This window comes from Streptomyces sp. NPDC051020, from assembly GCF_040683105.1.
Classification (GTDB): domain Bacteria; phylum Actinomycetota; class Actinomycetes; order Streptomycetales; family Streptomycetaceae; genus Streptomyces.
On the sequence record NZ_JBFBCG010000020.1, the window covers coordinates 1 to 13,871 of the forward strand.

A 13,871-nucleotide genomic window follows, 5' to 3' on the forward strand; every position below is an offset into this window, starting at 1 on the left:
CCCATAGCCCGAAAGGCATGGGAGGGGCCCCCTCCGCGTCGCCTCCCTCCTCCGCCTTGCCAGGCTTGCCCCTCGCCCCGCTCCTTCCTCCACCCACCTCTGTGCGCGGCCTCTTACCGGCCCTGCGCCGCCTCCACCGCTTCGGCCACCAGCGTCAGGAACCGTGCACGGGCCCGGGGGCTGCAGACAGGTTCCGGATTCCACGGCACCACCGCGGCCGCCCGCTCCAGCGCCGACCAGTCAGCATTCGACCGGAGCCGGTCCAGGGGTGTGGCATTGGACCGGATGTCGGTGAGCAGGATCCTGGGACGGAGGGCCGCCGCCTCCGCCCAGCCGACCGTGGACCAGTTGGCACCGGGCCCGGCGGCCGGTTCAAGGACGTCGACGCCCAGCTCCGCCAGTACGCGCAGCTCCGGCCACATGCGGGGACGCGCGAGATGCGCCTGGTCCTGCCCCGCCGGTGACAGGGCGAGGACCCGGGGCCGGGACGGACCGGCGGCGAGACCACGCAGCCGCTCCCGGGCTGCTTCCAGGTCCTGCGTCGCCGACGACCCTCCCTCCTCGGCCCCGAGCGAGCGGGCCAGCTCGGCGAACCGGTCACCGATGCCGGCGAGGGTGCGTGCCTGGCCCACGTCGATCACAACGACCGGAACGTGCTCCTCCAGGTGCTTGGCGGTCTCCGGGGCCAGCCCGTAGACATGCCCTCCCCCGTAGCTGACGGCCACCACGAGGTCCGGCTCGCCCCGCAGGAGGGTGTCCACGTCCAGGACGCTGCCCGCACCGAGATAGTCGACCTCCGTGAGCGGCAGCGACCCGGTCTTGGCCCGGTCGGGCGACTCGCCGTCGTGGTCCGATCCGAAGATCCCGCTCGGACGTATCCCGTGGTCCCACAGCGTGGCTCCGGCCTGGACATAGGCGAGCACACGCGACGGGCGCCGCCCGGCACTCGACAGTTGTCCACGGTCGTCGGAGAACTGCCACTCGGTCCGCTCGCTCACATCGCACACCCTTCTGCTTCTGCACCCGACTGCCCGGCCCCGGTCCGGCTCGTACACCACTACCTGCCCAGGTCCTTGCTGGGGCATCCCTCGGCGCGGCGCCCGTCCCGTACACCACTTTCGGCCGATCGCAAGGCGCCGGACGTCCTTGTAGCGGAGCTACCAGGGCTTTTGGCCAACGTGGCGACCGGCCGTGCTGGGCGGTGCGACGGGACAACGTCCTTTACGGGTCCGGCAAAAAAATTCTTCGGGACACGACTGTGATGCGTGTCGATCCGGGCAGCAGCCATTCCCATAGAAGGTGAGACGTCGGCACGGTGCCGACGTCGCACCCCAGGAGGAACACAATGAAGCACTACCTGCTCAGCGTGATCACGCCGACCGGGGACGAGATGCCCGCCCCCGAGGTGCTGGAAGGGATCATGCGGAACGTGGAGGTCTTCCACCAGGAGCTCCGGGAGGCCGGGGCCTGGGTGTTCGCCGGAGGACTGAACGCCCCGAGCACGGCCACCGTGGTGCGGGCGACGGACGGGGACACACTCCTCACCGACGGCCCGTACGCCGAGGGGAAGGAGTACCTCGGCGGGCTGTGCATCATCAAGGCGCCCGATCGGGATGCCGCCCTCGACTGGGGCCGCAAGGCCGCGCGGGCGATCACCTTGCCCATCGAGGTCCGGCCGTTCGAGGGTGAGGTGGAGGGCTGATGACCGACGCCTCCCGGCATCCCGACGCCGCCGAGCCGCCCCGTCCCACCGGCGCGCCGACCGTACTCACCGCGGACATCGAGCGTCTCTTCCGCGAGGAGTACGGCCGCTCGGTGGCGGTACTCGTGCGCGCATTCGACGACATCGACAGGGGACACGAGCCCTGCGAGGCGTTGCCGAAATTCTCTCCTCAGGGGGTCTTGGAACAAAGTGCGCCGTCCCCGATGTCCAGACCCGCCAGGAATGCCGCAGCCGCCGGTGTGGGGCGGAACCGGCTCCACACCAGCCGTTCCGTCCGTGCGGGCGCGTTGCGCACCGGAAGCACGGTGAGCCCCGTCAGTTCCGCCGCGAACGCGGCGGGCAGGAGAGCGACGACCAGTCCGCTGCGTACCAACCGAACGATGAAATCGGTTCCGCTGACCTCGAACGCCACTTCACGGGTGAGTCCGGACGCCTCGAAGGCCTCCTCCGACTGGGCACGGGCCGCGGTCCCGGCGGGGTAGTCGACGAACGTCTCCCGAGCCAGCCGTTCCAGGTCCACCTGGGACTCATCGGCCAGCGGGTGGCCGGGCGCCACCACGGCGGCGAGTTCCCCGCGCCCCAGTTCGCGGTCGCGCACGCCCTTCGGCCGGTAACTCGGCAGTACACCGAGAAACGCCACGTCGAGCGTCCCGTCCTGCACTTCCTGGACGAGGTCCTTGCTCGCCCCTTCCCTCAGGTCGATACGGACCTTCGGGTGCCGGAGATGGAACTCCCGCAATGCGGCCGGGATGTCGACCGCGGAGAGCGTCGGGATCGCCCCGATCCCGAGACGCCCGCTGATCTCCCCCGCCGCTGCCGTCACCTCGGCGCGGGCCCGCTCGGCCGCGTCCAGCGCCTGCCGGGCCGCTGGCAGGAACGCCTCACCGGCGGCGGTGAGCCGGACCTGACGACTCGTGCGATCGAACAGCCGGGCGCCGAGCTCCTTCTCCAGTCGGGCGATCTGATGACTCAGGGCCGACTGGACGACCAGGCATTTCTTCGCGGCGCGCGTGAAGTTTTCCAGCTCCGCCACCGCCACCACGTACCGCATCTGCTGAAGCTCCATCCACCTATCGTGAACCACGATCGATCGAATGAAAAACATGTGTTGGACTCATTGATGTTCTGTCCCCGAGGCTGAGGGGCATGGCTCACTCCACACAGGCGCTACGGCGCAGCACGGCTCTGCCGATCCCGCCCGAGGCGTCGCCCGTCCTCGGCCGCGGGCTCGTTCTCCTGATGGCCGTCGCGGCCGGGCTCTCGGCCGCGGGCAACTACTTCGCGCAGCCGCTCCTCGACGTGATCGAGGCGAATCTGCACATCGGTGTCACAGCGGCGGGGCTGATCGTGACCGCCGCCCAGGGTGGCTACGCGCTCGGCCTGATCCTGCTGGTTCCGCTCGGGGACGTCATGGACCGCCGAAAGCTGGCGGTGGGCCTGTTCGCACTGACGGCACTCTTCCTGCTGCTGACCGCCGGTGCTCCCACCGGTCCCCTGCTGATCGCCGGGACGGCGCTCACGGCGCTCACCTCCGTCGGCGCCCAGGTCGTGGTGCCGTTCGCGGCGACTCTCGCGGCTCCGGCCGAACGCGGCAGGATCGTCGGCCTCGTCATGTCGGGCGTCCTGCTGGGCGGCCTGGTCGGGCGTCTGGCCTCCGGCGCGCTGTCGGAACTCGGCGGCTGGCGGACTGCGTACTGGGTGAACGCCCTGCTCATGGCGGCCATGGCGGTGCTCCTGCATCGCCATCTGCCCCGGCTGCCCCGGTCGGACGACACCGCCCCGACGGGATACGCCGGGCTGCTGCGTTCCACCCTCTCCCTGCTGCGCACGGAGCCCCTGCTGCGCTGGCGGTCCGCCGTCGCCGCCTTCTCCATGGCCTCGTACAGCGTGCAGCTGACCGCGCTGACCTTCCTGCTGACCCGGGCGCCCTACAACTGGAACGCGGCCGCGATCGGACTCTTCGGGCTCGTGGGCGTCATCGGTGTGGTGGGCATGAACTTCGCGGCCCGGCTGAGCGACCGCGGCCGTGTGCAGGCGGTCTCCGGGGCCTCGGCCGCCCTGCTCGCCCTCTCCTGGCTGCTGCTTCTCGCCGGCGAGTCCTCGCTGCTGTGGCTCGCGCTCGGCGTGATCTCGCTGAACGTGGCTCAGCAGGCGGCCCTCAACAGCAGTCAGAACGTGGTCTACGCGCTCCGCCCGGAGGCCCGCAACCGGATCAACTCCGGGTTCATGACCCTCTTCTTCCTGGGCGGGGCCGCGGGAGCGGCACTCGCCTCGGTGGTCTGGTCACGCGCGGGCTGGACCGGCATCTGTGTCCTGGGCGGTTCGCTTGCGGCGGGCAGCTTCGTGCTCTGGGTGCTGGAGCGGGTACGGGTCCGGCCGCGTGCGTGGTGACGCCCGGCGGGCCGACACATCCCGAACAGGACGGTCGAGACGTCAGCCAGCCTACGAGTCGGACCCACCAGCAGCGTCACCACGTCACATCCTCACTGTCAGTCGTTGACCGCGGTCAGCAGCACCACCGCGTCCTGCAGTGCCAGCAGTCCGTGCCGTTCGTGCGGGATGGGCTGCAGCCCTCCGGCGGTCACTTCCACGTCGCCGGAGGCCGCGGTGAGGCGGACGGACCCCCGCAGGACCTGGAGCGAGGCGGCGGGCGGCGCGTTGTGCTCGTCGAGGGCCGAGCCCGCGGTGAGCGCGATGACCGTCTGCCGCAGGGGCTCCTGCCGCAGCAGCAGGTGGGCGCTGCGGCCGTGCGGGGACGTACGGGCGGCGGCCAGATACTCGTCGGCGAGGGCGTTGAGATCATCCATACGACCACTGTGCCGCAGCCCCGGAACCGCCGCGATCCGCCCGCGCCGCCGTCTGTGCTCCGCACAGCAGCAAGCGGGGCCCTCGGATGCGGACCCCGCCGGTCGGACGGCTTCAGCGGATCGGGATCAGAGCCCCGCGGTGTAGAGGAGCCGGTTCGGCGAACCCGCGCCCAGGGACGACAGGACGTTCTTGGTCGACTGGTCGACGAGCCAGCGAGTGAGGTCGTTCGGCGTGGCGGCCGGCTTCCACTGCTTGTAGAGAGCGGCGACCCCGGCAACATGAGGGCTGGCCATGGAGGTTCCGCTCATGGCCACGGAACCACCGCCGAGCTTGGCCGATACGATCGCCGAGCCGGGGGCGTACATCTCCACGCAGGGGCCGTAGTTGCTGAAGCTGGTCTGCCGGTCCTGAGCGTCGCTGGCCGCGACCGTGACCACGTGTGCCGCGCGGGCCGGGGAGAGGGTGCAGGCGTCCAACGAACTGTTCCCCGCCGCGACGACGGGCAGGGTCCCCCGGGCCGCAATGGCGTCAATGGCGTCGTCGACCGCCGCGGACCCCGGGCCGCCGAGCGAGGCGTTCAGGACCGCGGGCTGCTTGGCATGCCTGGCCACCCAGTCGAATCCGGCCAGCATCCCGGCCGTGGTCCCATTCCCCGTGCAGTTGAGAACGCGCACGGCGACGAGGGACACCTGTCGGGCGACTCCGTAGGTGGCACCGCCGATCGTGCCCGCCACATGCGTGCCGTGGCCATGGCAGTCCTGACCGGCGTGACCGTCGGAGACGGCATCGAATCCGACGACGGCACGCCCCCCGAACTCACTGTTCCGGGTGTCGATTCCGGTGTCGACGACGTACGCCGTGACGCCCCGGCCGGTGGCCGCCACGTTGTACGCGTGGTCGAGCGGAAGCTTCCGCTGGTCGATCCGGTCCAGTCCCCAACTCGCCGCCGTGAGCGCGGAGCGCGACGGCACGGCGGCGGTCGCGGCGGGCGGCTCACTCACAGTGACCACGGAGTTCTCCTCGACCGCCGCCACTCCGGGTGACGAACGGACCGTGGCCAGCTGAGCGGGGCTGAGCACGGCGGCGAAACCGCGCAGCACACTGTTGTACGTGAACAGAGGCTTCACGCCGAGCTGCTCCATGGCGGAGGACGCCGAGTACTCGGGCTCGAGGGTGACGATGTACTGCCCCGGAACGGCCCGCGTGGAACGTTCCACCACGACGCCGGCGTCTCCCGGAACGGCGGCGGCAGCGTAGGCACTGCTCAACAGCGGTACGAGCAGCAGCAGGGCAGCCGACGCCCATCGTGTACGCAAACGCATGCATGACTCCTGGAATGCCTGGTTCGAGCGCGAACAAGAGCGGACACCTGTCCTTCGTCCGGGACCCACTGCCGCCTTGAGCGTGATCATCCGGACAGCGCAACAGGTCGCGTCCACACCCGTCGGAGCCGGTGCATGAGGGACGAACCCGGTGAGGGGCGCCGCGTCCTCGACGGTGGCCTTCCGCAGGAGTACGGGGTCGGCCGACGCGGAATGATGGGGTGTCATCTCGTTCTTCCCTGGCGCGGTGACCTGCGCACGTCGTGGACGAATCCGTGCCGCCCGGTCGGGGTCTCCATAGAATTGGCCCTGCTCCCCGCGCCGATGACACTCCCTCACGGCGTTCACCAGGTGATTGGAGATGATCCGACCGGTGCATCAGCCCATCGAGTTCGACCTTGCGGACGACGCCTGGGGCGTGCTGCCCTCCTGGCCTGCCGGGGTACCTGACCTGTGGATCGTGGACGCGGTGCGGCACGGTGATGCGGCCGAGCGGCTCGCGCAGGGAATTCTCGACGCCGGGGAACAGCGGCGTGCCGGGAGTTTCGTCGCTCCGGCCGACCGGCGCTGCTATGTCACGGCCCATGTGGCGCTGCGGATGCTGCTCGGCGCCCGGCTGGGTGTCGAACCACGTGAGGTGCGGCTGGTCCGTGAGCCGTGCCCGTCCTGCGGTGGTCCGCACGGCCGTCCGGCGACCGACGGCGGAGTGCATTTCTCCCTGTCGCACAGCCGGGACCTGTCGCTGCTGGCGTTCGCCGCCACGCCGGTCGGGGTGGACGTGGAGGCGGTACCGAACGGCGAGGCCGCTGCGAACGTCGGGGCGATGCTGCATCCGGCGGAGGTAAAGGAGCTGGCAGAACTCCGCGCGGAGGACAGGCCCGTCGCCTTCGCCCGGGCGTGGACCCGCAAAGAGGCCTATCTGAAGGGCGAGGGGATCGGGCTCGCACGCGAGCTCTCGCTGGACCATCTGGGCACCGGCCCCCTGCCGGAGCCCGGCCCCCCGGGCTGGACCGTCACCGATGTGCTGGTCCCCGCCGGGTACGCCGCCGCCGTGGCGGTGCGTACTGCAGGGCAGCCACCGGTCAACGCCGGCCATCGGGGAAACTGATCCGGCGGGCAGATCGCAACGACCGACCGATACGGAGGAGTGGGCACATGCCGCACGAACGAGCCGGACAGCAGGCACGTCCGGAGGACCTGACCGATGTGGCCAGGCTGGTGACGGCGTATTACACGTTGCATCCCGATCCGGCCGAGCCGGACCAGCGGGTGGCGTTCGGCACCTCGGGTCACCGCGGGACGTCGACGGCCACGGCGTTCAACGAGGACCACATCGCCGCGACCAGTCAGGCCATCAGCGAGTACCGGGCCCAGCAGGGCACGGCCGGTCCGCTGTTCCTCGGATCCGACACCCATGCGCTGTCCGAGCCCGCACGTGTCACCGCGATCGAGGTGTTCGCCGCCAATGACGTGACTGTGCTGATCGACTCGGCCGACGGCTACACCCCCACCCCGGCGGTGTCGCACGCCATCCTCGCCCACAACCGGGGCCGTACCTCCGGTCTCGCCGACGGCGTGGTGGTCACTCCGTCGCACAACCCGCCGAGCGACGGCGGATTCAAGTACAACCCGTCGAACGGCGGCCCCGCCGGGTCCGAGGCGACCGGCTGGATCCAGGAGCGGGCCAACGCCATCATCGCGGCCGGCATGAAGGACGTACGGAGGCTGCCGTACGTCCGCGCGCTGGCGGCGCCGACCACCTCCACGTACGACTTCCTCGGCACCTACGTCACGGACCTGCCGTCCGTGCTCGACCTCGACGCGATCCGCGCGGCCGGGGTCCGGATCGGCGCGGACCCGCTGGGCGGCGCGTCGGTCGCGTACTGGGGCCGTATCGCCGAGCAGCACCGGCTCGATCTGACCGTCGTCAATCCGCTGACCGACCCCACCTGGCGGTTCATGACGCTGGACTGGGACGGCAAGATCCGGATGGACTGCTCCTCGCCGTACGCGATGGCTTCGCTGATCGGTCAACGGGACCGGTATCGGATCGCGACGGGGAACGACGCCGATGCGGACCGGCACGGCATCGTGACCCCGGACGGCGGGCTGATGAACCCGAACCACTATCTCGCCGTCGCCATCAACTACCTGTACGCGCACCGTGATCAGTGGCCGAACACGGCGGGCGTCGGCAAGACCCTGGTGTCGTCGGGGATGATCGACCGGGTCGCCGACGCTCTCGGGCGGCGGCTGGTCGAGGTGCCGGTCGGCTTCAAGTGGTTCGTGGACGGTCTGGTCGACGGGTCGCTCGGATTCGGCGGCGAGGAGTCGGCCGGCGCGTCGTTCCTGCGCCGTGACGGATCGGTGTGGACGACCGACAAGGACGGCATCATCCTGGCGCTGCTTGCCTCGGAGATCCTCGCCGTGACGGGGAAGTCGCCGTCCGAGCACTACGCCGGGCTCACCGCCCGCTTCGGCGAGCCCGCGTACGCCCGCATCGATGCCCCCGCGAACCGTGAACAGAAGGCGGTACTCGCCAAGCTCTCGCCGGAGCAGGTCGCGGCCGACACGCTGGCCGGCGAACCGGTCACGGCGGTGCTCACCTCGGCTCCCGGCAACGGCGCACCGATCGGCGGCATCAAGGTGACCACGGAGAACGCCTGGTTCGCCGCCCGCCCCTCGGGCACCGAGGACGTCTACAAGATCTACGCGGAGTCGTTCCTCGGGTCCGATCACCTCGACCAGGTGCAGGACGAGGCCAAGGCCGTGGTCTCGGCGGCACTGGGCGCCTGAGCGGTCGGAAAGCTGCCTCCCGACGCGGTCGCCCACCCCGCCGTATCTGGACCGCTTTTCCGCCGCGGCCGCCCAGCGGTACGAAGCGCTGGGAATCGAGCGCGACGCCCCCGACAGGCCCATGAAGATCGCCGCCTTGAACTCGGAGGCGTTCGGGTCGCCGGTCGTACTGTTCTGCAATTCGAGAAGGAAGGCGTGCCCCGGCTGCGTACCGGGCGGGCGGACATGACAGAAACAGTGAGCTTCATCGGAGTGTGACCGCCAGGTCCTGTCCTGCCGATCTTCGTGGGCTCGGAACGCCTGGCACGGCACCTCGCTGCGCTGTCTTCAGTCGCCCAAGTACGTCCAGTACGAGGACGATCCTCGGTCAAGATCCACAGGACAGACGCTGGTCCTGGCCTTGTGGCTCGTGGGCAAGGCCAGGGCCAGTCTGCCTCCCTCGCGGCGTGCGCATCCTCCGCCGCGCTGCCGGCCCCCGTGAGGCCGCCATGTTCCGACCGCGCGGCCCGGGGTGCACCCATGAGCAGATATCCCTACCAATAGATAGAATTTGACCATGTCCGAGAGGCCTGTCGCGTCGACTGCGCCCGAGCTCATTCTCGAAACCGACGCAGGACCCACGGTGATAAGCCCGAGCCGGGATTACCACGTCGGCCGCGACCCGCTGAGCGACATCGTCATCGACGATGACCGGGTCTCGTGGCACCATGCGGTGCTCCGGCCCGTGGCCGACCACTGGTCCCTGGAGGACGAGAACAGCACGAATGGTACGTACACCGGGGGCAGGCGTATCCATGAATCGGGCGTAGGACCCGGCAGCGTCATCCGGTTCGGTCATCCCGCGGACGGGCCGTGTGCCGTTCTGGTCGGTCGGGAGCCCCCGGCCCCCGCGCTGCATCCGGCGGACCGCCCGTCCACCGTCTCCATGCCGGCCGCCACCGGTACGTTCCGCCAGCCGACCGTCGTGCGACCGCGGCCCGTCCATACCGTACGCATCGGCCGCACCGCCGACAACGACCTCGTCGTCGACGACCTGACCGTCTCGCACCGGCACGCCGAACTGCGGGCGCATCCGGACGGCACATACGAGATCGTCGACCTCGGCTCACACAACGGGACGTATCTCAACGGCCAGCTGGTCGGCCGCGCCCCGGTCGCCGCCGGTGACATCGTCGGTATCGGTCACTCCGAGTTCTCTCTGGTCGGCGACGTGCTGCAGGAGTTCGTCGACACCGGTGAGGTCTCGCTCGACGTGCAGGACCTGGAGGTCACGGTGGACCGGGGCCGCAAGACCTTGCTCGACCAGGTCTCCTTCCCAGTGGGCGAGAAGTGCCTGCTCGGCGTGGTGGGTCCGAGCGGCTCGGGTAAGTCCACCCTGCTCAACGCACTGACCGGCCTCCGCCCGGCCGACGAGGGCAGCGTCCTTTACGACGGCCGCGACCTGTACCACGACTACGCCGAGCTGCGCCATCGCATCGGGCTCGTCCCGCAGGACGACATCCTGCACTCCCAGCTGACCGTGCGCCGCGCCCTCGGGTACGCCGCCGAGCTCCGCTTCCCGCACGACACGGCCCCGTCGGAACGCCGGGCCAGGGTCACCGAAGTGATCCGTGAGCTGGGTCTGGAAAAGCGGACGGAACAGTCGATCCACAGCCTCTCCGGCGGCCAGCGCAAGCGCGTCAGCATCGCGCTGGAGTTGCTGACGAGGCCGTCGTTGCTCTTCCTCGACGAGCCGACCTCGGGGCTCGACCCCGGTATGGACCGCTCGGTCATGCATATGCTCCGCAAACTCGCCGACGACGGGCGTACGGTCATCGTCGTCACGCACAGTGTGCTCAGCCTCGATGTCTGCCACCGGCTGCTGGTCCTGGCCCCCGGCGGGAAGACCGCCTTCTACGGGCCGCCGGACGACGCGCTCGCCTTCTTCGGGTTCGAGCAGTGGCCCGAGGCGTTCGAGGCATTCGAGAACGACCGGGACCGGAAATGGTCGGCGGAGTACCGCGCCTCCCCGTTCCACCGGCAGTACATCGCGAACTCCAGCGCGCAGCCCAGGCTGCCGCACGCCGCGGCCGCCCCGGTCGCACCGCCGCCGAAAACCCGGAGCAGGGGTGCTCAACTGTGGACGCTGGTCCGCCGGTACGCCGCCGCGCTGAGCGCCGACCGGACCTTCCTGGCCATCATGATCGCTCTGCCGTTCGTGATGGGCGCGATGACCCGGGCCCTGGCCGGTAGCCGGCTGACCCAGGACACGGCGATCAACGCGCTGCTGATCCTCTGTGTGGGCAGCGTGCTGACCGGCGCAGCCAATGCCGTACGGGAGCTGGTCAAGGAGCGGGCGATCTATCAGCGGGAGCGGGCCGTCGGACTGTCCAGATCGGCGTATCTGATGTCCAAAGTGGTTGTCCTGGGCACCGTCACGGTGCTGCAGGCGGTGGTGCTGACCCTGGTCGGTCTGGTGGGCGTCGATCTGAACGCCCCGGGCGGCAAAGGCGTTCTCCTGTCACCACTGGTCGAAATCACGCTGGCCGTGGCCCTGTTGTCGTTCACGGCAATGATGCTCGGTCTCGTCGTCTCCGCGCTGGTGCACAAGGAGGAGACCACCATGCCGCTGCTGGTGCTCCTCGCCATCGTCCAGGTCGTGTTCTGCGGTGCGCTGCTGAAACTGCACGGGGTGCCCGGGTTGGAGCAGCTGGCGTGGCTGGTGCCGTCGCGGTGGGCGCTCGCGGCGATGGGCGGGACCATCGGGCTCGCCAGGATCGTGCCGGGAAAGGTGAGCTCGGATCCGCTGTTCGATCACTCCGCGGAAGCGTGGCTGCTGAACATGGGGATGCTGGTGGCGCTGTCGGTCGTCTTCGGACTGGTGGTGGCGCGGCTGCTCCGCCGGCACGAGCCCGTCATCATGCGGAAGTAGTGGAGGCGGGAGCCCATGGCGACACCGGAATTCCGCCCCACACACGTGGTCCCCCCGGACGGGATGTCCGCCGGGGAAGCACCCGACGTGACCCGGCCCACCGAGCCGCTCGACCCGCTGCTTCCCGTCCAGCTGCTCGGCCGGCAGGGCGACTGGGGACAGATCCTCTGCGCCAACGGCTGGTCGGCATGGGTCGACGGCCGGCTGCTCGTCTCCGTCCCCCACGGCCCGTCGGAGTCCGGACAGCCGCTCGCGCGCACCGCGGACCCCCGGCCGCTGATGGCGCGGGTCCAGGAGTCGCTGACCCAGTACCGGCGCGCCGCGGATGAGCTGGCCGAGGGCCGGATCGACGGGGAGACCTTCCGCCGCCGGACCCAGGGGCTGCGGGTGGGCATAGTCGCCGACGGCGAGGCGATGTGGCTGTACGACGCCGAGCACGAGCGCTGGGTGTACTGCGACGGCACCCAGCTGAGTACGTACGGGGCCTCGGGCGGTCCCGGTCGGCCGAGCACTGCCCCCGCGGACCGCGGAGCGGGCGAGGCGCACGCACCGGAGCCCGAGCCGACACAGATCGTCGACCCCGCGCGGGTGGCCCCGTACCGCCCGGCGGATCCCGCCGATGCCGAGCCGACACAGCTCCTGCGGCCCTTCGACCGGTCCGGGGCGGACACCACGCATCCACCCACCCGGACGGGTGACGCGTGATGTCCTCCGCACCCACGCCGGGCCCCCTGCACTCCCCCGACCCCCGGCAGGACATGGCGCTGCCCGTGGGCCGCCCGTCCGATTTGCTCGGCAGACGGATCGCCGGCTACCGGGTGGAGAGCGAGATCGGCCGCCGCGGCATGGCCCACTGCGCGGTGCCGCCCGGGGCGCGGTGCAGAAGAACCACCCGCCGACGCAGGTGGACATGCGGATCGGTGCCTGGGCCACGGGGACGGGGGCCGAACCACCGCCGGCGCCGCGGTGGGCACTGCCCGCGTTCCCCGGGCCGGCACGGGAGGCGAAGTCTGTCACCGCCTCAGCCGTCCGCCGGGACTTCTCCCCGCCGGTGGATCCTTGAGGCGAGCAGGCCACCGAGGAAGCCGGCGACCAGCCCCCACGCGACGGCGACGACGAGCGCGGATCCCAGTCGCGGGCGCAGCGTCACCTCGCCGCCGAGACCGCCGCCGAGGTCCCCGATGCCCAGCAGTGACAGGCCGTAGTGCGCCGAGACCCTGGCGACGAGACAGATGGTCAGCACGGTGAGGAGGAGCGCCACCGCCATGTGTACGGCGTGCCGCCACGGCCGCATCCGGCCGGGCGAGCGGGCCGCCATGAGAAAGGCGGCGGCCAGGGTCAGCACGGCGGCGACGACGACCAGCCACCAGGCCCGGCCGTCGTGGTCGGCGAGCGTGGACACGCTGAGGACGGAAAGGTCCGGCGTGCGCAGAACGGAGTCCAGCACCTGCGGCATGGGCAGCCCGAACGGCCCGTCCACCCTCCCCTCCCAGATTGCCCCGAGCCCGAGCGTGTACGCGAGCCAGACGAGGTTCGGCAGCCCCAGGAGGATCACGGCCACCGTCTCGGCCGGGTGACCCTGGGTCACCATGACGACGAGTCCGACGATCACGCCCAGGACGACGTACGCGAGCAGCAGCGCCACCATCGCGTACGCGGCCGGGCGCACCGACTCCTGGAAGCGCAGCAGGCGGGCCGGGAGCGGGGCGCTGCGCGACACGGCGAGAGCCAGGACAAGGACGCCCACCAGCCAGAGCAGACCGAGGAGCAGGGTGGGCGGGACGTCAGTCCTGAATCCGACCTTCGACGAGGCGGCCAGCAGGTCACCGGTGACATCCCCGGTCGGATTCTGGAGAGGAATCTCGAAACTCTGACGGGCCAGGAGTGACAGGCCGATCAGGACCAGCGCCCACAGCACCGCCACCCGGGCGGCCCAGCCGGCCAGTTCGCGTGCGCCCGCGACCGCCCGGTGGCGCAGGGGCCGCAGAAAGCCAACGGCGATGACCAGGGCCCCGGCCAGAGTCACGGACAGCGGAAGCACCGAGAATTCCGCATGGGTCCTGACCAGTTCCCCGGCGTTTCCCGAGAGGGAGACGGAACCGCCCGCCGCCATCACCACGACGGCCGCGACGACACGCGCGAACGCGCCCCCGGGGAGACCGCTCGCACCTGCCGCCCAGAGACCGAGGGCAGCGGTGGCTGCCATGACCACGAGACCGGCGAGCACGGCCAGGAGAGCTTCACCCCAGCCGTGCGCGGCGCGCGGCACTCCGCTGCGGTCGATGGATACCTGGTGGCTCACGCTGCCACG

At 70.6% G+C, this 13,871-nt stretch carries 11 protein-coding genes and 1 pseudogene; 7 read left to right on the forward strand and 5 right to left on the reverse strand.

What is annotated here, in order from left to right; translation table 11 throughout:
* Positions 1-113: 113 nt before the first annotated feature.
* Positions 114-998: an ABC transporter substrate-binding protein gene (locus AB0N06_RS13340; RefSeq protein ID WP_366134799.1), complete on the reverse strand. Its 885-nt coding sequence runs from the start codon at positions 996-998 to the stop codon at positions 114-116.
* Positions 999-1,345: 347 nt separating this feature from the next.
* Here AB0N06_RS13340 and AB0N06_RS13345 point away from each other — a divergent pair, with 347 nt between their 5' ends.
* Positions 1,346-1,702, forward strand: a complete 357-nt coding sequence (locus AB0N06_RS13345; protein ID WP_366134800.1) for a YciI family protein — start codon at positions 1,346-1,348, stop codon at positions 1,700-1,702.
* Between the two features lie 190 nt (positions 1,703-1,892).
* Here the strand turns inward: AB0N06_RS13345 and AB0N06_RS13350 are convergent, their stop codons facing one another.
* The gene (locus AB0N06_RS13350; RefSeq protein WP_366134801.1) at positions 1,893-2,789 is read right to left on the reverse strand and encodes a LysR family transcriptional regulator; all 897 of its coding nucleotides are present in this window, start codon (positions 2,787-2,789) and stop codon (positions 1,893-1,895) included.
* Positions 2,790-2,869: 80 nt separating this feature from the next.
* Between AB0N06_RS13350 and AB0N06_RS13355 the strand changes: the two genes are divergently transcribed.
* Complete coding sequence (locus AB0N06_RS13355; protein ID WP_366134802.1) at positions 2,870-4,114, forward strand: MFS transporter; 1,245 nt, start codon at positions 2,870-2,872, stop codon at positions 4,112-4,114.
* Positions 4,115-4,212: 98 nt separating this feature from the next.
* On the opposite strand, the gene AB0N06_RS13360 is transcribed toward AB0N06_RS13355, so the two are convergent.
* The gene (locus AB0N06_RS13360; protein WP_366134803.1) at positions 4,213-4,530 is read right to left on the reverse strand and encodes a cupin; all 318 of its coding nucleotides are present in this window, start codon (positions 4,528-4,530) and stop codon (positions 4,213-4,215) included.
* Positions 4,531-4,656: 126 nt separating this feature from the next.
* Positions 4,657-5,853 carry a S8 family peptidase gene (locus AB0N06_RS13365; protein WP_366134804.1) on the reverse strand — a complete coding sequence of 399 codons (1,197 nt, stop codon included), beginning with the start codon at positions 5,851-5,853 and terminating at the stop codon, positions 4,657-4,659.
* 373 nt (positions 5,854-6,226) lie between these two features.
* On the opposite strand from AB0N06_RS13365, the gene AB0N06_RS13370 reads away from it, so the two are divergent.
* The 5 genes and pseudogenes from AB0N06_RS13370 (at position 6,227) to AB0N06_RS13390 (ending at position 12,265) form a co-directional block, all read left to right on the forward strand.
* Positions 6,227-6,961: a 4'-phosphopantetheinyl transferase superfamily protein gene (locus AB0N06_RS13370; RefSeq protein WP_366134805.1), complete on the forward strand. Its 735-nt coding sequence runs from the start codon at positions 6,227-6,229 to the stop codon at positions 6,959-6,961.
* A gap of 47 nt (positions 6,962-7,008) precedes the next feature.
* Positions 7,009-8,649 carry a phosphoglucomutase (alpha-D-glucose-1,6-bisphosphate-dependent) gene (pgm, locus tag AB0N06_RS13375; protein WP_366134806.1) on the forward strand — a complete coding sequence of 547 codons (1,641 nt, stop codon included), beginning with the start codon at positions 7,009-7,011 and terminating at the stop codon, positions 8,647-8,649.
* A gap of 37 nt (positions 8,650-8,686) precedes the next feature.
* Positions 8,687-8,907 (forward strand): annotated as a pseudogene (locus tag AB0N06_RS13380) (hypothetical protein); the annotation flags it as partial.
* A gap of 298 nt (positions 8,908-9,205) precedes the next feature.
* On the forward strand, positions 9,206-11,560 hold the full coding sequence (locus AB0N06_RS13385; RefSeq protein ID WP_366134807.1) for an FHA domain-containing protein: 2,355 nt from the start codon (positions 9,206-9,208) through the stop codon (positions 11,558-11,560).
* A 15-nt stretch (positions 11,561-11,575) separates the two neighbouring features.
* Complete coding sequence (locus AB0N06_RS13390) at positions 11,576-12,265, forward strand: hypothetical protein (RefSeq protein ID WP_366134808.1); 690 nt, start codon at positions 11,576-11,578, stop codon at positions 12,263-12,265.
* A gap of 316 nt (positions 12,266-12,581) precedes the next feature.
* Here the strand turns inward: AB0N06_RS13390 and AB0N06_RS13395 are convergent, their stop codons facing one another.
* Positions 12,582-13,862, reverse strand: coding sequence for a streptophobe family protein (locus AB0N06_RS13395; protein WP_366134809.1), 1,281 nt, complete (start codon positions 13,860-13,862; stop codon positions 12,582-12,584).
* Positions 13,863-13,871: the final 9 nt, after the last annotated feature.